16 protein-coding genes are annotated in these 21,855 nt (G+C 42.7%); 3 read left to right on the forward strand and 13 right to left on the reverse strand.

Annotated features, from left to right (window positions below; genetic code table 11):
* Genes CJ263_RS20245 through CJ263_RS20255 form a run of 3 tightly spaced genes read left to right on the forward strand, consistent with a single transcriptional unit; the run spans window position 1 to window position 4,554 of the window.
* A complete protein-coding gene (locus CJ263_RS20245; protein WP_094998928.1) occupies window positions 1-963 on the forward strand; it encodes a DUF4138 domain-containing protein in 963 nt (320 codons plus the stop codon).
* A gap of 1 nt (window position 964) precedes the next feature.
* Window positions 965-1,504: a conjugal transfer protein TraO gene (locus CJ263_RS20250; RefSeq protein WP_158657215.1), complete on the forward strand. Its 540-nt coding sequence runs from the start codon at window positions 965-967 to the stop codon at window positions 1,502-1,504.
* A gap of 11 nt (window positions 1,505-1,515) precedes the next feature.
* On the forward strand, window positions 1,516-4,554 hold the full coding sequence (locus CJ263_RS20255; RefSeq protein ID WP_094998930.1) for a TraQ conjugal transfer family protein: 3,039 nt from the start codon (window positions 1,516-1,518) through the stop codon (window positions 4,552-4,554).
* A gap of 21 nt (window positions 4,555-4,575) precedes the next feature.
* On the opposite strand, the gene CJ263_RS20260 is transcribed toward CJ263_RS20255, so the two are convergent.
* From CJ263_RS20260 to CJ263_RS20320, 13 genes are all read right to left on the reverse strand, one after another.
* Window positions 4,576-5,061: a lipocalin family protein gene (locus CJ263_RS20260; RefSeq protein ID WP_094998931.1), complete on the reverse strand. Its 486-nt coding sequence runs from the start codon at window positions 5,059-5,061 to the stop codon at window positions 4,576-4,578.
* 297 nt (window positions 5,062-5,358) lie between these two features.
* Entirely contained in the window at window positions 5,359-7,095 is a 1,737-nt protein-coding gene (locus tag CJ263_RS20265; protein ID WP_094998932.1) for an efflux RND transporter periplasmic adaptor subunit, read from the reverse strand.
* A 6-nt stretch (window positions 7,096-7,101) separates the two neighbouring features.
* Window positions 7,102-7,581, reverse strand: a complete 480-nt coding sequence (locus tag CJ263_RS20270; RefSeq protein WP_094998933.1) for a DUF305 domain-containing protein — start codon at window positions 7,579-7,581, stop codon at window positions 7,102-7,104.
* A 19-nt stretch (window positions 7,582-7,600) separates the two neighbouring features.
* Window positions 7,601-8,308: a PepSY domain-containing protein gene (locus tag CJ263_RS20275; RefSeq protein WP_094998934.1), complete on the reverse strand. Its 708-nt coding sequence runs from the start codon at window positions 8,306-8,308 to the stop codon at window positions 7,601-7,603.
* A 5-nt stretch (window positions 8,309-8,313) separates the two neighbouring features.
* Window positions 8,314-10,824, reverse strand: a complete 2,511-nt coding sequence (locus CJ263_RS20280) for a heavy metal translocating P-type ATPase (protein ID WP_094998935.1) — start codon at window positions 10,822-10,824, stop codon at window positions 8,314-8,316.
* A gap of 74 nt (window positions 10,825-10,898) precedes the next feature.
* The gene (locus CJ263_RS20285) at window positions 10,899-11,354 is read right to left on the reverse strand and encodes a heme-binding domain-containing protein (RefSeq protein WP_094998936.1); all 456 of its coding nucleotides are present in this window, start codon (window positions 11,352-11,354) and stop codon (window positions 10,899-10,901) included.
* Entirely contained in the window at window positions 11,355-11,951 is a 597-nt protein-coding gene (locus tag CJ263_RS20290; RefSeq protein ID WP_094998937.1) for a DUF3347 domain-containing protein, read from the reverse strand.
* 27 nt (window positions 11,952-11,978) lie between these two features.
* The gene (locus tag CJ263_RS20295; RefSeq protein WP_094998938.1) at window positions 11,979-14,426 is read right to left on the reverse strand and encodes a multicopper oxidase domain-containing protein; all 2,448 of its coding nucleotides are present in this window, start codon (window positions 14,424-14,426) and stop codon (window positions 11,979-11,981) included.
* A gap of 74 nt (window positions 14,427-14,500) precedes the next feature.
* Window positions 14,501-15,064: a helix-turn-helix domain-containing protein gene (locus CJ263_RS20300; protein WP_094998939.1), complete on the reverse strand. Its 564-nt coding sequence runs from the start codon at window positions 15,062-15,064 to the stop codon at window positions 14,501-14,503.
* A gap of 2 nt (window positions 15,065-15,066) precedes the next feature.
* Window positions 15,067-16,365, reverse strand: a complete 1,299-nt coding sequence (locus CJ263_RS20305) for a TolC family protein (protein WP_094998940.1) — start codon at window positions 16,363-16,365, stop codon at window positions 15,067-15,069.
* Window positions 16,362-20,114 carry an efflux RND transporter permease subunit gene (locus CJ263_RS20310; protein WP_094998941.1) on the reverse strand — a complete coding sequence of 1,251 codons (3,753 nt, stop codon included), beginning with the start codon at window positions 20,112-20,114 and terminating at the stop codon, window positions 16,362-16,364. Before CJ263_RS20310 ends, CJ263_RS20305 begins: the two co-directional genes overlap by 4 nt.
* 119 nt (window positions 20,115-20,233) lie before the next feature.
* The gene (locus tag CJ263_RS20315) at window positions 20,234-20,653 is read right to left on the reverse strand and encodes an HYC_CC_PP family protein (protein ID WP_094998942.1); all 420 of its coding nucleotides are present in this window, start codon (window positions 20,651-20,653) and stop codon (window positions 20,234-20,236) included.
* A gap of 77 nt (window positions 20,654-20,730) precedes the next feature.
* The gene (locus tag CJ263_RS20320; RefSeq protein WP_094998943.1) at window positions 20,731-21,843 is read right to left on the reverse strand and encodes a DUF4238 domain-containing protein; all 1,113 of its coding nucleotides are present in this window, start codon (window positions 21,841-21,843) and stop codon (window positions 20,731-20,733) included.
* Window positions 21,844-21,855 lie beyond the last annotated feature (12 nt).

Here is a 21,855-nt window from a genome sequence, read left to right on the forward strand (position 1 = left end):
ATGGCAAAACAGTTTTTTTTCATATTGGCTTTAACCATGATGTGCAAGGGTACGGCACAATACTGTACCGATACTTTGGAAGTTTCCAAAAAGTACAAGACCATTTTAATATTTCCCGAGAATATTTCGGAAAGTATTATCGGTAACGACTTTGGTTTTATAGCGGATTTGCCAAAGGCCGCTGGAAGTAAATTCCATGGGCGAATCTTAAAGTTATACTATGATGAGCTGGCACCTGAAAAAGAAAACTTCACAAACCATACGGTAATTACCGAATCAGGTAACGTTTATGACTTTATTTTGAAACTAAAGGAAAAACCAAAGAAGTTTACGTGGTACATCAAGCCCGAAAAGGCGATCACCAATATCAATGGTAATTCCAAGTCAATTAGTTTGGACGTTGCGGATCCAGGTTCAGAAACAAAAATAAAACGGATAGAAATTCCAGAAGAACAACTCACAATATCAACCAAAGATTCGGCAACAAATTCTATTGACAGGGCTACAAAAGAACTCTACGAGAAAGACCCCATGGAATATTACCGTCTGCGATGCTATTATATGCAGTTCGATAAGGCAAAGATTAGTCGTTATTTCTCAAGGCTGGACAATGTTTTCCTTTGGCTAAAGGGAGTGTATTACAATGAGGACGAACTCTATTTTCAGTACCGTATCGAGAACAAAGAGGGGCTTGACTTGGACATCAACTTCATTAAGCATCAACTGGCCACTAATTATAAAAATAGCAGTAGCAACCAAAAAATGCCTTTGGAACCGGTATTCGTTTACAAACGACCAAAAACGGTTTCGGGTAAAAGTGAAAACCACTTTGTAATCGTCTTTAAAAAGTTTGCTTTGGATGAAAAGAAAGAGGTGGTCGTTGAATTGGATGAAGAATCCGGAAATCGAAATCTTTCATTGAAGATAGGCCATGAAATTATCAACAACCCTATACACTTTTAAAATGAAAATCAATACGATAATTCTAGCACTTTTTATTTCAACTTTGGCCTACTCCCAAAGCGGCAACTATGCATCTTCCGTAGGGCTAAGTGGGGGTTACGCCGAAGATGGTTTCGGGATTATGGGGACGTATAATTACCATTTGAACCGAAACCGATATGCACAATTAAGTGTATTTGCAGCCATTGCGGAGGATAAAGGAAGTTTCGATATTCCCTACAACATATTTACAGTACAGCCAGGGTATTTCATTAAAGTTTGGGAGCAAAAGAACTTTAAAAAATATGCCATCAATGTTGGCGGCGGCGGTATTTTCGGCTATGAGGTCATCAATAACGGAAATAGTCTTTTGTCCAATGGTGCCATTCTGGATGCCAAAAGTCAATTTATATATGGGGTTTTCGTCGGAATTGAAGGAGAAATAACCCTCAGCAACGACTTTTCCCTTTTGATAAAAGCGAACGAATACTACCATATAAATAGCGATGTAGGTCAATTCTATCCCTATGCCGGATTGGGCCTTAGATATTTCCTGTTCTAAATACTTTGAAAATGAAAAATTTTATCCGACCGACCCGATTTTCGATTGCTGCCATCTTGGCAACTTTTGTCCTGATATTGGCATGTAGCAAAGACTTTGAGGGTGTTATCAAGGATGATTTTGACTTTAGTTTTACGGAAGAACATCCCGATGAAAACTTTGTGTTCGAAAATGCCCGGACTACCTTTTCTTTGGTACCGGATAAAGAAATTACCACGGTCGATTACTTTATGAAGTTCTCCTCTGATAAAGGCAGGGGATATTTCTTAACAATGGAAGGCGATACTATAAGGGAGCGGGACACTTTGCAGATAACCGACCGAAATTGGGCCTACAATTATGTGGCCATCGATACGGGTGCGCACAAAATCAGATTTTCGGCATGGGATACCAATACTAGAAAAAAGGAACTGGAACTTCTATATAATGCCAAGTACGCCAGCTTTAGCTTTCTGCTAAACAAGGGGGTCAACGCATTTATCATCAATTCTAAAAATCCGGTAAATGTCACATTACTCAGGGATAAGGAAACTGAAGATCCTGACAAAAAAGGGGATTTCGAGGTCGTTTACCAAATAGAAAACGGAACCGGGAAGCTTTATCTTGGTAACGAAGTCTTTGATGCAGGTAAACCATTTATCCTGCCCAAAGGCATTTCTGAATTGGAATATCTGCCCGAAAATTTGGGGGAACACAAACTTATCGTAACGGCCAAAGCTCCCGATGGCGCTACTTTGACGGAAGAATTGTTATTGAACGTTCTGAATTTGGACTTTATCCTCAATGCCACGGCATCATCGACCCAAGTGGAATTGGATACCAATTTGGCCATTGCCATCGATTTAAAAACACAAGATGAAGATTCGGAAGTGGAATATGAAATATCCCATTCCTTTTCTTCGACTAGTGAAGGTAGCGGAACGGTCAGGGACCACAATGGCGGGGTCATGGAACCGGGCCAATTTAGAACCATAGTTCCAAACTCTTACAATTATACGTTTACTAGCAAAGAATTGGGTAAGCGTAAGATATACTTTGATGTTAGGGATTCCAATGGACAGGTAAAACAGGATAGTGTTGAAATCGAGGTCGCAAATATTCCGTTTACGTTTTCGGGCAATTCGGAAAGTAATTCCGTCTTCGTGAATGAACGGACACAATTCAACTTCAATATCAAATCCAACGGGAATACCGAAAACATTGATTACAATATATCCTATGAGCTTTTGGAAGGCAATGGGAGAATTACAGGAATCAGCGGCAACACCTTACAAAATTCGACCGAGTATCCCGTGGAACTAGGGAATTTTTCCCTATTCTATTATCCCGAAAGTCTGGGTTCACATCAAGTTTCCTTTATCGTTACGGATAATTATGGTCAAGAAGTCGGCCCCGTATTGATTGATCTTGAAACCAAGCAAAATGATTTTACGGTCAATATCACGCCTTCAAAAACCTCTGAATTTGCGAATATTCCCGTGAACGTAATTATCGACATAGACGAAATACCCGAGGGAATCAATGATAGTTATGAGGCCTTTTATTCCTCGGGGAGAAACAGTTCGTTGCGCGTGAATGGAACTGAATATGGTCCAGGCGAGAAATTCCTTTTAGGCCCGAACAATAACAATGTCGTGTATACCGGAACGGAAGCCGGCCAGCATGACATTGTTTTGAGCGTGGAATCTTCTGCCAACGTAACCCATACCGCAAATACCGCTATCAACTATAATCAGGTCGATTTTCTATTTACTGGAGGAAGCCAAAAATCCGATATTTCGGTCGGGGAAATCACTTCCTTGAACTTCAATATTTCAGAAAGTATTGGTTCTTCGGACTATACCATGAGATATAGTATTAACGGGAATGCCATCATAACCAATGAAAATGGCACGCAGGTCAGTGCGGGTAATATTTATGATGTTCCTAAGGGAAATTTTAATTGGGAACTGTTGGGAACGGATGACGGAAATATCAACTTGACTTTCTACGTACAGAATGATACGGGTCTTGAAAAGACAGTTGACATTACTATTAATGTCGAACCAAAAAATTTCAACTTTACAGCAAATGCTTCTCAATCGCAGGCCAATACCGGGGATACTGTAGACATCAATTTCAATATATCGGAATTGGGTATTGGCGGCGATACGTATGTGATGTATTATTCTTCAGGAGGAAGCAACGGTACTTTTGAATATCAGGGAACCACCTATGCCGCCGGCGAGAGTTTCAGCGTTCCGATAGGTACATTCCAAGGAAAATATACTGGAATTTCCGAATCGAACCATAGTATAGAGTTTACCGTTCGGTCTTCGTCGGAAGTAGAAAAAAAGGCGGATGTCAACATACAGTTTGAAAAATACGAGGAATTCTTCGATTTCAATATCAGTCAATCCTCCGAGGATAAGTACGAAGGGCAGCCTTTTACTTTGACGGCAGTTACTAATGCCAGCACAGGTCATGATCCCAATATAACCTACGAAATGACTTTTACGTTTACGGGTGCCAGCGCGGGGTACATATACTATAAGAGCCGACTATATCGAGAAGGGGATATTCTGCCGTTGGACTACAGTTCGACCCCAATGCAATTTTTTCCGGAAACCGATGAAAACTTTACCATCAATTTTAGGGTCGAGAATTCCACGGGCATTTCCCAAACGTTGAGCGAATCGATAATAATGTTTAAAAAACCACAGGTAGCGGCCAAAGGCGAGAAACGAAATATAAGTTGTGGCGGTCTGAACGGTTGTGATTATCAAGTAAGGATATTTACCTGTTTTGATACGAATTGTAGCGAGGCCTACAACGGCGCAACATTGCAGCAGGTGGAAATAAGGATATATAACCGATTTGACCGAAGATGGGATACCAAACTTTTCAATTACAACGATGCACAAGGTACAGGTGTAGATCGCATATTTTTAATGGAAGAAGAACCTAGCGAAGGTAAACTTAGATATCTCGACCAAAGATATGAAGTGAGGGTTCAGGACAGCAATGGGGAATGGAGCGATGTTGAAATGGGCACCGTTCAAAGAGTTTAGAAACATTTTATAAATGATTTTCTATTTCTTTCGATAAGTAATGGTCATAATATAATCTTGACCATCGAAAGTGTCGTCCGATTTCACCTTTAACCTATTTTTTGTCAACTCGATTATTCTGAAAGGCTCCCTGCCTTCAAAACTGATAGTAGCATTATTGTTTGTGAGTGTCCAAAAATCCTCTTCAACAAAAGAAAATGGATTATTGTCATCACAGGCCAGATTATTTTCGGTAACGTTATATTCCGGTTTGCCGGAAGGGCCATCTTCAGTATAGGTGGTAATATTGTCCTTAACACATTGGGGCAGTTCTTGGGTATTGAACAAATCGATATTGGAGGTATTGTCCCCGTTCAAATCTACCGCTCTGTCTGTCATGATCGCTTCATATTCCCATTGCCCTAATAATGCCCGATTTCGGTTTGCTATAGAAACTTCGTCATCATCTTTGTTGCAGGATATTAATAACAGCGTAATTGCCAACGGTAGAAATAGTAATCGTTTCATTGATGTTTGATTAGCTTTTATAGATTATAAAGATAAAGAAATCAAAAAAAGCGGTTGGAAAGATAAATCCAAACTGACGATTTTTTTCCGTCCGTTTGGGTTTATGCGCGGTGCTGAGGATGTTTAAAAGCCGAAACCGGAAAGACGACCGAATGCGGGCCAGCACAGCGTGCCCGCTCGGGAGGATTGAAGGCTTAGGATTTTCAACTTCCGCAGGCACAGGGGCAGGCATTCTGAAAATGGCCTGTCGCATTAAAAAAAATAATTTTATAGTTATTTAGATGCTTTTTGAGGGATTTACTGTACCGTATCAATCACACTTCCGCAAGTAAGCATAGCATCCCCGTAATAAGGATTTCGTATTTCGGTATCTGCACTTATCCAAAATGCACCCTTGTTATTATTTGCCATTGGGCATTTTTGGATGAAGACTTTTGAGTCTATATTATCAATATTCATTACAATGGGAACCATATTCTGATTTAATATCACAAAGTGGCTACGTTGGTTCTCAATATCATCGTTCTCGGAAATGGCCCCCAACATCTTTTTGATTTTAGCAACGTGGGATTTTTCCATAGTCCCCAATTCCGATTCCCGAATAAGCTGGATTTCTTCCAGTGTTTCTCTTGCGAAAGCAGAAGTGTTTTTTGCGTCACTGTCAACAAAAGCGTCCTTCATTTTCAAATACGGTTTTAAGCTTTTTTGAAAAATATTTTGAGTGTTTTTGGAAAGTTCCATTTTCATATCTGACATAGGTTTCTCGTCATCGGCTGTATCTTGGCTCATCATCGATTTCTTGCCCTGTAGCTGTGCGGCCGCATCTACCGTGAACGTTCCATTGGTTACTATTTCGTCGCCATCCTGCAATCCGGAAACGACCGTAAACGTCTCGCCGATTCGATTGCCGAGCGTAACTTCCCGCATTTCAAAAACGGGTTCGTTGGGATTCGTCTTTACATAGACCAAAGACCTTTCGCCCGTCCACATTACGGCGCTTGCCGGAATGCTGAATTGTGATGTTGTTCCATTAGCTTTAGCTTCAATTTTTCCTGTAACAAACATTCCAGGCTTTAGCAACCCTTCACTGTTTTTTAGGTTTGCACGAACGATAACAGTACGGGTCTGGGTATTTAGAACGGGGTCAATAAACGAAATTGTCGCATCAAATTCCTTATTGGTATAAGCATTGGTAACGACCTTAATTTTTTGTCCTTTCTTGAATTCGGATATCTGATTTTCATAGGCATCGAATTCGGCCCATACCGAATTTAGATTACTAACTTTTACAATAGGCTGCCCCTGTTTTACGTAGTCGCCTTCGGCAGCCATCTTTTCGGAGACCGTACCTGATACCGTCGCATAAATCGGAAAGTTCTCTTTGACCTTTCCGGATTCCTCTATACTGTTGATTTGGGCTTCCGAGAGTTTCCAAAGTTTCAATTTGTTACGAACCGCCTTGTATAACGCCGGTTGTGATTCTTTAAGTGAAGCTGCGGTAATCAATTCCTGCTGTGCGGCAATTAGATTAGGTGCGTAGATGGTGGCAAGCAATTGTCCTCTTCTGACTTCCTGACCCTCATAATTTACGTTTAACCGTTCGATTCTGCCATCAAAATAACTGGCCTGGACCGCATTTTCTTCCTCGTTCATCTTGACTTTTCCCGAAAGGGAAATCATATTTTCGTCATCTGTCGTCTGATTGCCCACGATGGATGTCTGGATGCCCGCCAATGCCATCGCATTTTTGGTCATTTTGATCTCGTTCATTGCCAGGCCATCGGCACTTGATTCCGCTGGAATCAAATCCATCCCGCAAATTGGGCAATCGCCCGGTTCGGGCTGCATAATCTGTGGGTGCATCGAGCATGTCCACATCTGGACTTCCCCATCTGCTGAATGGTCTTGACTGTCGGACATATTTGAAGCATCCTTATTGGATTTTGAATCTTCCGACGACCCGCCAAAAATGAGCCATCCACCGAGCAGTCCGACCAGGATTGCAATAGCGATGTAAATGATATTCTTATTCATAACTAATTATTTTTCGTTCTGTAATCGCTCAATCATTTTTTTCATTTCGGTAATTTCCTTACGCTGTGCCTTAATAATTTCTTCTGCCAGTTTTTTAACCTCTGGGTCTTGAATATCGGCGCGTTCACTGGTCAATATAGCGATGGAATGGTGTGGTATCATCGCTTTCATCCATAACACATCACCTACTGTTGATTTTTGGTCGCGTACAAGAAATAATGCCCCCAGAAACAAGACCAAACTACCTAAAAGTATGGCAATATTCTTTTTCCTATCGGTGTACATCTTACGCATAAAGAACCACATTATCACTGCCATTGCAGCAATACCCAGACAGACCATATAGAAGCGTGTTAAGCTGAACCATACGTGGTCCCATTCATAGGTGTTGAGATACATCGTGATATACATAGCCACGAATGAGCAAGCCAGCATAATAAAAAAGGTTCTGTATTTTCCTTTGTTTGAGTGATTTGAATGTTCCATTGTTTTTGAATTTTTGGTGTTATTTGTTTCTCTTTTTTATTTTTCTGATTGTGGGTGAACTGATGTACCATAACAATAATCCGCTCAATACGGTTATCAATCCCAGTAGGGAAAAGGCACGTAGTACGATTGTGTTAAAATCATCTCGACCTTCATAATCCATCGTATGGGTCATCCATAGAAAGTCGAACCAACGCCAATCCCGATGACGTAGCGTTTGGAACGCACCATCTTTTTCTGAAACATAGGCCTTTATATTTTCGGGTGTTTCATAACTTATAACATACGCTGGAAGCGGTCTACCGCGATATTCGCTATGGTTATCCACTTGTTCGATGAGCTCGATTCCTTTCACTTCAAGTTCAGGCAACATATTCCGTTCAGCGATTTTAAGCGCTTCGGTTTCTGAAATTGCTTTTTTTTCGGCACCTGTTCGGGCATCAAAAAGTTGTTTACCATTTATCCAGTAGAAAGGTTCACCATCGATTTCCCGAAGTTCTACGGATACAATGGCTTCTTCAAGATTCACCTCGGAAGGACTTATCAAATCCTTAAAGGCGGATGCCACAATCGGGTCCTGTCGAAACTGGTCGCCGTGTATTTCGTCAATATCGGTCCAACTGAAATACATACCGCTTATCGTCCACATCAAAAACTGGATGCCCAAGAAGATGCCCAGATAGCGGTGTGCCTTTCTAATTTTTATCGCTGTTTTTCTTTTTACCATATAATTTAGTCGATGTTTGAACCTTTGAGCCTTAGCGAATTGGCAATGACCGAAACCGAACTGAAACTCATCGCCAAGGCCGCTATCATCGGGGATAGCAGAATCCCAAAAAATGGATATAGAAATCCCGCAGCAATGGGTATTCCCAAGGTGTTGTAAATCATTGCAAAGAATAGGTTTTGCTTAATGTTCCGCATTACCACATCACTAAGATTCCGTGCCTTTACAATACCGTGCAGGTCGCCCTTGACCAAGGTTATCGCCGCACTTTCTATAGCCACATCGGTGCCAGTTCCCATAGCGATACCCACATCGCTTTTGGCCAAGGCAGGGGCATCGTTAATTCCATCACCAGCCATTGCGACCACTTTTCCGTTTTTCTGAAGTTTTTCCACTTCTTGCAGTTTGTTTTCAGGTAGCATTCCTGCCTGAAAGTCGGCAAGATTGAGTTCGCTCGCCACAGCCTGTGCCGTATCGTGGTTGTCGCCCGTAAGCATTATCACGTTAATTCCCTTTTCCTGTAATTCCTTGATGGCCTTGGCACTGGTTTCCTTGATTTTATCACCGATTACAACATAGCCCACGGTTTTACCGTCTATAGCGAGATAGGAAACCGTTTTACCCTGTTTTTGATAGGTTTGTGCTTCATTCTCCATCGCATCGGAAAGGTTTGCATTCGCTTGTTCCATCATTTTGGCATTGCCAAGAGCAACATCTTTACCGTTGACCTTGCCATCAACACCTTTTCCGGTAACGGCATTGAACCCTTCAGCTTTTAGGAATTCCGCGTTTTGTTCTTTTCCATATTTTACGGTGGCTTCCGCCAAAGGATGTTCACTTTGACTGTTGAGCGAAACGATATATTGAAGTACTTCGCTTTCGCTAAAACCCTTATCAAATGAACCCACTTTTTCTACCGTAGGTTTTCCCTCGGTAATCGTTCCCGTTTTGTCCACAATGAGGGTATCTACCTTATCCATCTTTTCCAAGGCTTCAGCATTTTTAATGAGTACCCCATTTTGAGCACCCTTACCGACACCGACCATCACGGACATTGGCGTTGCCAAGCCCAAAGCGCAGGGACAGGCAATAATCAATACGGCAATGGCATTGACCAGTGCATAGACATAGGAGGGTTGAGGGCCCCATATCGCCCATATCCCAAAAGTTATGACTGCAATGATGACAACTATCGGCACAAAGTAGCCAGAAACCGTATCTGCCAATTTCTGGATAGGGGCGCGACTGCGACTTGCATCGTTGACCATCTGGATAATCTGGGACAGCAAGGTGTCAGAACCCACCTTTTCCGCTTTCATCAGAAAAGACTGATTGCCGTTTATCGTTCCACTGCTTACTTTGTCATCGACGGATTTGTTCACAGGAATAGGCTCGCCCGTTATCATCGATTCATCTATGGATGTTTCGCCCTCGGTGATAGCACCGTCAACGGGAATCTTATCGCCCGGTTTGACACGAAGTATATCACCTAATTCAATGTCATCGATAGCAACTTCCTGTTCCTCACCATCAACAACCTTGACCGCTTTGTTGGGTGCCAGTTTCAAAAGTTCCTTGACTGCGGAATTGGTCTTGCTGTGCGCTCGGGCTTCCAAGAGTTGACCCAGCAACACTAAGGTCAAAATGACCGTGGCCGCCTCAAAATAAACATGTACCGTGCCCGCTTCGGTCTTGAACTGGTCCGGAAAAAAGTCTGGTACGAGCATCCCAAATACGCTGAACAACCAAGCCACGCCCGCACCTATACCGATTAGTGTGAACATATTGAGGTTCCACGTTTTAATACTTCGGTAGGCACGTTCAAAGAACATCCACGTCGCATAAAATACTACCGGGATTGAAAGTCCGAATTGAATCCAGTTCCAATATTTCAATTCCAAAAAGTCGTACAATGGATTGTTGCTCAGCATTTCCGACATTGCTATCAGGAAGATTGGCAGTGTAAAGACGACAGCTATCCAAAACTTTTTGAGCAGTTTTCGATACGTTTTTTCTTCTGCGGAAAGGTTGGGTCTCATAGGAACCAGATCCATACCACAGATAGGACAGCTTCCCGGTTCGTCCTTTACGATTTCGGGATGCATTGGGCAGGTCCATTGTTCGGAACTGGTAGTGTTCAAGTTTTTCTCTTCCACCAAATCCATTCCGCAGACAAGGCAGTCGCCCGGTTTGTCATAGGTTTTATCGCCCTCACAATGCATTGGGCAATAGAAGGTTCCTGTTCCTTGGCCTTTTGATTTTTCTTTTTTCGCAGAAACAGAATCATTCTCGTGATGATGCTCGCCCGGTTTGTGGATGCTGTACGAACCGCCTTCTTGCTTTAGTGCTTCCTGGAATGTTTCGATAGGAATATGCGATTCCATTTCAATGACCGCTTCGGCTTTTTCCAAATCGACAGATACATTCGTTACCCCTTCCACATTGGAAAGTGCTTTCTCGACGTGGTTTCTGCAGCTGTTGCAGGTCATTCCGTGTATGTGATAGGTATGTTTCATTGCATTTAATATTTGTGCCTGACACGAGAAGAGTTACTAACCAAACTTCATGTTGCCCTTCCCCCACCAGGACTTTATTCCAAGCTATCTTTAAGTGTATTTACATAGTCAATGATTGCTTCCTTATTTACTTCCGAAAGAAGGGCATCCCTATGAACTAGCGTATAACTATCCAAAGGCATTTCCCCATCCTCAAGCTGGCTTATGATCGACCGCAACTTGCTGGTTTTTCTTCTTTCTGAAAGGTTATCCCATTCGTTAAAATTCAATTCTGCTTTACCTTCTTTAATATGGTCCTCTAAATACCAAGCTGCTGGTTGTACCTTACTGTACCAAGGATAATCGGTATTATTGCTATGGCAATCATAGCAGGAAACCCGTAACGATTTTTCGATCGTTGCGGGTACATTGTTCACGAGCATAAAATCGGTTTGCGGCACCATTTCATTCTGGTTATAGTCCACAGGAAAAAATTGGATGACCACAAAGACAATCAAAGCTACCCACGCTATGATTTTTACTATTTTCACTTAGTTTATTTCACGTTGTACCTTACCACAGGTAAGCATTTTATCACCGAAATAGGGATTTCTGATTTCGTCGTTCATACTAAGCCAAGCACCGCCTTTATTGTTATCGTACATAGGGCAGTACTGCTCATAAATGGTCATTGAAGTTCCCGTTATCGCCACCATATCGGTCATATCCTTGCTAAGCGTTTTAAAATGCTCGCGTTGATGTTTGATATCGCTCTCGCCGATGTGCTCGGCGTGTTCGGTGGCATCCTCGATGATGTCCTTTAGTTCGTTCTGCTGGCTGTCCGAATAGCTCGATGCATCAAATGATTTGAGCGATTGCGCCAAGGTGTTACCCAGTTCCTTTGCTTTGGAATTGTCATCGTTAACCAAAGCATCTTTTAGGTTGAAATAACCCTTTAAAATGGCCTCGGCCTTAGCATCTTGACTGTTGTCCATAGCCATATCTGTTTTGTCATCCATCGTTTCCTGATGCATTTCATTGCTCATTGGCTTGGCGGGTTCGTTCTTATTTCCGTCCTTGCAGGAAACTGTTACCATCACTATGGCAGCAAGTGCCATTGTACCTATTGTTCTCTTTACTGTTTTCATTTTGTGTTTGTTTTAAATTGTTACTTGTTAAAATCGGGCTAAAAGGCCGCCACCCCAGCCATATCGGTTATTGTAATTTGCTTGTATTGAAAAATTTCGGGATAGGATATAAGAGGCTCCCACCAACCACTGGGTTTCGCTTTGATAAGATGAATCCCCAATATCGTTCACCCAACCAAAGTCGGCCCGGTATTCGTATTCACCTTCCAGAAAAATTCTCGGAAAAATCAAGAATTCCCGGTCCAGACGAATTCTTGGCCTTAGTTGGTGGTCCATACTCACATCTACATTGAAGCGGTACGGAGTAAAGTATTTTAAACCCACCAAACCTACCGTATTAAAGGTGTTATAAGAATCGGGTGTGGAGGTTTCGGTATTTACCCCTACATAGAGGCGCACCCAATCATTAAGGTATCTGTTATAGTTTACTTCGGCTTCAAAGTTTTTGTCATAGTCAAATTCAGCCCGTAGTCCGAACTCGTTGCGGATATTGCTTGACATTAAAAAGAGTTCATTGAAGTTTGAGCCCAAGCGCGCCATCCCCCACGAATAATAATGGTCTGTTTCGTCAATCAGTTTTTTAACAGGAAAATCCTGCATCCTTTCATCCCTTGGGGTATCATAACTGAAAATGCGTGCCATACCACCCATCATGTGGTACAGGATGTGGCAGTGAAAGAACCAATCGCCATACTCCTCGTTGTAAAACTCGATGACCACTTTCTGCATCGGTGGCACATTGACGGTATGCTTTAATGGGGAACGTTCGCCATTTTCGTTGATTACCCTAAAATAATGCCCGTGTAGGTGCATCGGGTGGTGCATCATTGTAAGGTTGTTGAGCGTAATGCGGGTTACTTTACCTCCTTTGATTTTAATTTTATCCGTTTCTGAAAGCGGCACACCGTTCAAACTCCATACATACCGTTGCATATTCCCGGTCAGGTTCAATAGAATATCGTTCACGGGCAAATCAGCATTGTAGGTCGTATTTTCGGTTGCCTTTAAGAAATCATAGTTGAAGTAGGTTTTTCGGGTATCATAATCAAAAGATGAAGTGTCTTTCTTCATCATAGACATATTGTGACCCATATGACCCTTCATTTTATTGGATGCGTTCTTTTGGTTCATAGGCATTGAATCCTTTCCTGCCGGTCCGGCAGGCGGGTTCATTCCCTCCATACCGTCCATCTTTTTGTCCATCTCCATTTGCATATGATTTTCATTCATATCCATAGGTTTTTGGTCATCCATTTTCATTTTATCCATTTGGCCATTATTCACTGACATCTTATCGTGCATTCCCATATTCATCTTGCCGTCTTTCATATCCATCTTCATTCCGTACTTTTGCATCAGATATTCCGGAGTGTTCTTCTTTTTGTTACCGGCCATTGCAGGTGCGCCCATTTTCATATCCATTTTGGCCATCTGTTTCATCATTGCCACCTTATCGGGCCTGTCAATTCTTTTTGCCGGATACAGGGTTCCTTGGCCCAAGCGCAACGAAGTGCTTCCAGAGCCATCCTGTGCCGTGGCCGTCACCTCCAAGGTACCCTCGGGAACGGTAACGATAACATCATAGGTCTCGGCAATACCAAAAAGGAAACGAGTTTTGGAAACCGGTTCCACATCGATACCATCACCGGAGACCACCATAGGGTTGCCGCCACCGAAATCCATCCAATAATAGGTGGAAGCGGAGGCATTAATAAAACGAAGCCGCACTTTTTCGCCCGCCTCGAATTCTGGATATTCCGCCAAAATTTTCCCATTGGTCAGAAATGCCGGATAATAGATATCGGCTATATCCGCACCTTCCATACGGTCTCTCCAAAACTTGAGTTGAGCACCAAATGCACCCTCTTTGATGACCCTCCCCAAAGGAACCGCCGTACCTTTTTTTACTTGATACCACTCATTCCCGCGCTTAAGGTTTCGCAGTACGTTCATTGGTTTTTCGTTGGTCCAGTCAGAGAGTACCACGACCAAATCCTTATCATATTCCAATGTTTTTTCCTTGGGCTGAATCATAATGGAGCCATAAACACCCTTTTGTTCTTGGAGCATCGTATGCGAATGGTACCAGTAGGTACCCGATTGGTTAATGGGTATTCTATATTGAAAAGTGGTTCCAGGTTCTATTGGGGGTGTGGTCAAATAGGGAACCCCATCATAAAAATTGGGGAGTATCAATCCGTGCCAGTGTACCGATGTTTCAACATCCATTTTATTGGTTACGTTGATGATGGCCAAGTCGCCTTCGGTAAATTCCAAGACTGGGCCGGGAATACTACCATTGATGGTCATCCCGTTTGCCGTTACTCCTCCAAGCGTTATTTTATTATTTTCCAAAACAAGACTGTATTCCTTAACAGGTCGCCCCTCTTCCTTTCTATCCTGTCCGTTAGTTCCCACTTGGGCGAATACCGTAGAAGAAAACAGGAGTAATGTGATAATTCTTAGTAATTTCATAGTTTTCTCATTGTTATTGTTCAACAAAAATATTACTGGTATTCAGTATGTTGTATCATAATTCTGGTTCATATCTATACAATTTTGTCCAAAGGATTTCTAAAATTTTTCTGGCCATCCTTGTAGTCGCTAAGGCTCATTCCAGTCTCGCTTTTAAATTGTTTGCTTAAATGATTGACGTTGCTGTAATCGAGCATCTGGCTTATTTCCGTAAAATTGTATTCGGGTGTCTGGATAAGTTCCTTGACCTTTTCTATCTTCAGTTTGATAAAATATTTTTCAATAGTGATGCCCTCTGTAATGGAAAACACCTTGCTGATTTTCGAATAGTCCCTTTGTAATTTATCCGCAAGAAAATCTGATAGCTTACCGTTAATCTCAAGTGGCATCATATTCAGTAACTTTATCAATTCAATTTTTACTTTCTCCGTCAATTTATCCTCGGTCGAAGTGATGAGTGCAAAACCGTTTTCTTTCAATAAATTTTCGAGTTTATCTACATCATGGTCTTCAATATCCAATCGCAAACGGCCTAATTCTACCTGGAGCAAGTCAATGTTATGTGCATTCAATTCATCCTTCAACACCTTGATGCATCGTTCACAAACCATATTTTTTATATAGAAATCCTTGACCATAATCAATTGATTAAATAGTTGATAATTGCCGATTGCACATAATACAATTGCACTGATTCGATTTGGTTCACTTGAAATTTTAACTGCAGTTCCTGAATGTCCAGCACATCGTTAAAATCGATGGTGCCTGTTTCATAGTTCTTTATCAGGATTTCCTCGGCATCCTTTGCCTGATTAAGATTCTTTTGCTGTGTATTGAATTTTATTCGTGCTTGATTGCGTTGCGATGTTGCTTTCGCGAAAGCGGTTTCCAACGTATTCAATCGGTCGTTTTTCTGGGATTCGATTTCCAGTTGTTTCAGTTCGTTCTGTTTGGAAATCGAGGAATAACGGTTGTTGAAAATGGGTATGGACAGCGATACCATTGGCATCACGATATCTTTACCATTATCACTGAAGGTCATATCTGGCCGCTCGGAAACAGGTACATAGTCTAATCCAAAACCGATGTTCGGTGCGCTTTCCTTTTGGTTGAGCAATTCCGATTGCTCGATGGATTCGTAAAGCCTGTCGTATTTGAGCAGTTCGGGATTGAGTGCCAAGCCTTCTTCGCTATACATCGGGTCTTCCGTCGGAATGGTGATTTCTGGGACGACTGCCACGGCAATACTTTCTTTGCGATTCAAGAGATTGTTGAAGCTCGCCTGTTCCGCCAAATAGTCTTCCTGCAAAACTTCTTTTTGCTGTTGCAGTTCGTTCTGTCGAATCTGTAATCGCAACACATCCACCGCAGAGGCTTTCCCAACTTCAACCGAGGTCAGTGCCAGCCGTTGGTAGGTTTGTAGCAGTTGGACATTCTCATCGAGCACATCCTGCTTTGCCCTGATGGAATACAGTTGGTAATAGGATTGGGCGACCGAGAGTGCCAGTTTTCTTTTGGCAATGGCAATTTCCACAAACTCGGTTTCCGCCATCGAACCCGCATAGTTTTCCCGAGCGGTTATAGTGCCGAACCACGGCAACATCTGCGAAATAGAGAACCTTGCCCGTTGCGCACCCGTTCTTGTTTCGGGTTCGCTTACAAAATAGCCCGCACTTACTGTAGTATTGGGTAGTGTATTGACCTCATTGACCTTTTTCTCGGCAATATTGTACCGCAGCTCGTAGGCTTGAATCTCAGGATTGTTTCTTTCGGCTTCTTGAATGTAGGATTGTAATTGTTGCGCCTGCCCGCCGATTGAAATCAGTCCAATGCTCAATATTAGCAATGCGTTCAGGAGGGCTTTCGCACTTCGTGTTCGCTCAGCATAAACTTCAGCGGAAACAAGCAACAATCCAATTATGATTTTTATATTTTTCATTTGCTCGTGCGTTTAAGTTTATATTCTTCCCGCCAGCTATAAAGGACTGGCAACAGGAAATACGAGGTTACATCAATGAGCATCCCGCCCACAATGGGGATGGCCATCGGAATCATAATATCACTTCCCTTTCCTGTGGATGTCAGCACTGGCAATAATGCCAAAACTGTGGTTACGGTTGTCATCAAACAGGGACGGATACGCTTTCCTGCCGCTTCGCGGGTAGCCTGACGGATACCCGTTTTGTCGTTGGGTTTTTCCCTAACAAAACTCTGGTCGAGATAGGTCGCCATCACCACACCGTCATCCGTAGCGATGCCAAAAAGCGCGATGAACCCTACCCAGACCGCGACGCTCAGGTTAATGGTCTTGATGTTGAACAGCTCGCGAAGGTTTTCACCGAACAAACTGAAATTCAGAAACCAATCCTGTCCGTATAGCCAAATCATCACAAAGCCACCTGCGAAGGCTATGGCGATACCGGTAAACACCATCAATGAGGTGGATACGGACTTAAACTGAAAGTACAGAATGAGGAATATGATTATCAGGCACAGGGGTACCACGACGGACAAGGTTTTCTCGGCACGTAACTGGTTTTCGTAAGTTCCGGTAAACTTGTAACTGATGCCCTTGGGAACGGTCAGTTCACCGTTGTCTATTTTGTCCTGAATCATTGCCTGGGCGTTTTCCACCACATCCACTTCGGCAAAGCCGTCGCGTTTATCGAACAGGACATAACCTACCAAAAACGTATCCTCGCTTTTGATAACCTGTGGGCCTTGCTCATATCGAATATCAACCAATTCGCCTAATGGAACAGGACTGCCTTTTTCTACGGGAACGTAGATGTTCTTTAAGTCGGTCGGGTTATCACGTAGCTCACGGGGATAGCGTACCCGAACCGCATACCGCTCTCGGCCTTCCACCGTCTGGGTCAGGGGCATTCCGCCAACGGCCACTTGCAGGATTTCCTGCACGTCCATAATCGAAACACCGTAACGTGCCAGTTGTTCCCTTTTAATATCGACCAATAGATAGGGCTTGCCCACGATACGGTCTGCAAATACGGCCTGTTCCTTGACCCCTTCGGCCTGTTTCAAAATTTCTTCGAGCTTAAGTCCGAACGCCTCGATCTCACGTAAGTCCTGCCCCTTGACCTTGATGCCCATCGGCGCACGCATTCCCGTCTGTAGCATCACCAAACGGGTTTCAATGGGCTGTAGTTTGGGTGCGGATGTGACGCCGGGTAATTTTGTTACCCTAACAATTTCGTTCCAGATATCATCCGGGCTTTGGATTTCAGGTCGCCAGTTGCGGTAGTACTCGCCATCGTCATCGGGAATCAATTCGTTTCTTGTGACGGTAGTTTGCAATTGAGATGCTTCATAATTGGCATCGTTTTCTACTTCATTGTTCGGATTGATATGTAACTTTTCGTTTTTCAACACAAACAGTCCGTCATCATTTACCCGATAGCGTTGCCGTTCCCCTGAAGCGTTGCGCATATACTCGGACTTGTACTGAATCACGTTTTCGTACATCGAGAGCGGTGCAGGATCGAGTGCAGATTCTGTTCTTCCTGCCTTTCCGACCACAGTCTCGATTTCAGGGATGGTGGCCACGGCCATATCCAATTGCTGCAAGACCCGTTTGTTTTCTTCAACCCCAGCGTGTGGAAGCGACGTAGGCATCAGCAGGAACGAACCCTCGTTGAGAGCTGGCATAAATTCCTTGCCCGTGTTGCGCATAATGAAGAAACCGAGAACAAGCAGCGTAGTAGGAATCACAAGAAACAACAACCTGTTTTGCAATGCCCATTTCAAGATACGGTCGTAGTATTTCCTGAGCAACGAAAAGATGCCCAGAACCCCAAAACAGCTTACAGCCACAAAAATTAGGTTCATTGTCAGGCTACGGTCAAACCCGAGGGGTCGCCAGTATTCCGCCAATAGAAACACTACGGCAATGGTAGCGATAGCCGTATTTATAAGATTTTTTTGCTTCCGCGAAAGCGTAACACGCATTGATAGAAAGGCTACTGCACCAAAAGCGACAAGTACCAATCCTATCCAATATCCGAAGACTACGGAAGTGAATCCCAATAGAATCAAAATTCCATTGATGGCATATTTGAGCCGCTCCCGCATTTTCCTTTCCCTAAAAAAAGTTGCCGCAAAAGGTGGTATAAGAAACAGTGCAATAACCAATGCCGCAGCGAGTGCCATTGTTTTGGTAAAAGCAAGGGGTCGGAACAATTTTCCCTCGGCACCTACCATTGTAAACACCGGAAGGAAACTGATTATCGTAGTCATTACCGCTGTAACGATAGCGCCCGAAACTTCGGCGGTGGCATTATAGACGATTTCGTTAGTGGTATAGGCTTTGCCGTTTTCATTTACTCGTAAGCCTTCATCTTCCAGATGGCGGATCATATTCTCGGCAAGGATGACACCCACATCGACCATGGTACCGATGGCAATGGCGATTCCAGAGAGGGCGACGATGTTCGCGTCTACATTAAAAAGTTTCATCGTGATAAATACCATTAATACCGCCACAGGTAGCAGTCCAGAAATCAGGATAGAGGCTCGAAGATTGAAAACCATAATGATAATGACCAAAATAGTAATCAGGATTTCCAAGGTCAGGGCCTCGTTGAGCGTACCCAAAGTTTCCTGAATGAGTTCGGTACGGTCGTAAAAGGGGACTATGGTTACTTGTGAGGTTTTACCGTCTGCCAGTTCCTTTGAGGGAAGTCCCGCACTTAATTCGTTGATCTGTTCCTTTACATTATTGATGACTTCCAAAGGGTTGGCACCGTAGCGAGCGACAACCACACCGCCTACAACTTCGGCACCTTCTTTGTCTAATATCCCACGTCTGGTAGCCGGACCTAAATGGACATTGCCCACATCCTTAATTCTGATGGAGGTGAAATTTTCGGAATCGACTACGGCATTTTCGATATCTGAAATGGATTTTACATAACCCAGACCGCGTACCAGGTATTCGGCCTTGTTCATTTCCAAGGTCTGTGCACCAATATCCTGATTGCTTTCCTTGACCGCCTTTACGATATCGGCCAGACCGATATTATACTGCCGCATCTTTTCGGGGTAAACATCTACCTGATATTCCTGAACATAACCGCCTATGGATGCCACTTCCGATACGCCGCTTGCAGAAGAGAGTGCATATTTTACGTAATAGTCCTGTATGCTGCGAAGTTCCTGCAAATCCCATCCGCCCGTTACATTTCCATCTTTATCACGACCTTCGAGGGTGTACCAGAAAATCTGACCCAATCCCGTAGCATCCGGACCCAAGGCGGGATTCACACCATCGGGCAATAGACCACTTGGAAGAGAATTTAGCTTTTCAAGGATGCGGCTACGCGACCAGTAGAATTCGATATCCTCTTCAAAAATGATATAGATGCTCGAAAACCCGAACATCGAGGAACTGCGGATGGTCTTAACACCCGGAATCCCTAACAGGGATGTGGTAAGCGGATAGGTAATCTGATCCTCGATGTCCTGTGGGGAACGCCCTTGCCATTTGGTAAAAACAATCTGTTGGTTTTCGCCGATATCGGGTATGGCATCCACGGCTACAGGGTCGCTGGGCAATAATCCTGTTTCCCAACTAAATGGTGCGTTGACGATGCCCCAGCCCACAAATAGGGCGAGCATCAAAACTGCAACTAGCTTGTTTTCGATAAGAAATTTTATGCTTTTATTCAGCATATTGGATGATAATTAGACAGTTATACAAAGGGATTGTCTTGCGGCATTCTGAAAATAGAACACAACAAAACGAGCCCAAAACGGAAGTACCGAAGGGCAAATAATTTACTGTCTAAAAATCAAATTAAATATGTCTCGTACAGGGTCTGCACGTCCCGTTCAATAAAGGGGGGTGAGTAATCCTTGAAGGGAACGATGTTTTCATCAAGTCCTTCAAAGAGATTGATATAGGTGTAGAAAAATGTGGCAACGAAAGTCTGTTGCTCGAATGTCAGTTTGTTGAATGAAGTTTTTAGATCGTCTTGTCCTTCCTTGACAATCTGTTGGTCGGTACAACAAGATTTTTCGGTCATCGAAGGATTTTCACAGCTTTTGGCCGGCTGTGCTTTTTCCATCCCACAACCTTCGGCTTTTGTAAAAAGACTAAAATCGACCAGAGAGTCCCCACAATAGTGCATATCCACCGTAAACGACATTGTAGTGAACAACACCACAAATGCCATCAAAACGGATAATATTTTATGGAAAACCTTTTTCATCGATGTAAAATTACAAAATTTTAACAGTTCTTATTGTGATTAACAGAACTTTAATTTCAGGGTTTCTGCATTCTGCGCTATTTCCATTTACCCAAAACAATGAGCAATCGTTTTAATTGTAGCAGTTGATTTTCATTTTTAAAATGTTCGTGAGCCAACATTGTTTTTAGTTGAGCAGTCGCTTTTTCTGAAGGAAATCCTGAAGTCTCGCAAAGTTTGTGAAACTTTTGCATTTCTTCAAGCTTAAACTTTGCTTTTTCAACAAATCGTTCGGCATTGTCATCCTCTTCATAGCTTGATTGAATCTCGAAATGTCTTTCAATCGTTCCCGGCTTGCCAATTATTAATTTTTCCGCATTACTCTGGATAATTGCGTTCGTAGTAAAAACGTAATCCCTATCATGAACCATTCTATTAATTCTTGTCTGACCATCGGCTATATTATTGGGAAAGATTTCCAGATAATATTTTGTGTCCAAAGGCAAGGTTATTACCGAATCGGGATTGAACAGACCTTCGAATCGTGTTGAATTCATGCCACGTATCGAAAGGGGATTATCGCAAGTAATCAATGGCGCATTGGCATCATTTATTTGATGTACATTTATGGTGCAATCATATTTGAAGTCCACAAATTCTTTCCATCTTTCCAGATGATTGACTATGAATTTTAGTCTATTGCGCTCTTTGAATTCGTGTCTAACTTTATCAATGTCTTTTTTATTGAATTCGTATTTTTCCTCTTCAAATGAGAACTTTACATCGCCATTAGCATCAGCATAGAGCAACATCCTATCTAAAATCTGGTCAGTGAACGCATTCTGATGATTAAGAACTTTCGGGGTGCGGAAGTAGAGCGATAGGCAAACGTATAATACCTGTCTTTTTTGTTCAGGTGTCAGAACTATTGTCTTTTCATCTACCAGCAGAGCATATATCTTTGGAAATTCTGAATCTACGTGTTCAGCGTAATGAAGTTCCAAAGCATATTTCTTATCGACCTCTGCATTGGGAATAGTATAGAGGTTTTTTTTGAAGCAGATGCTTTTCGTGCTGATGTATTCTAAAAGAAATTCGTCTTCTAGTTTGTAGGCATCCACGAAATAGTTTCCGTTTTTACCCTCAACACCAAAATTTTTAAGGTAGGAGCGAGGGATATAATGCTGTTTTATTGGTTCATTTTTAGGCATAATGGAATATAG

Source organism: Maribacter cobaltidurans, from assembly GCF_002269385.1.
In the GTDB taxonomy this organism is placed as follows: domain Bacteria; phylum Bacteroidota; class Bacteroidia; order Flavobacteriales; family Flavobacteriaceae; genus Maribacter; species Maribacter cobaltidurans.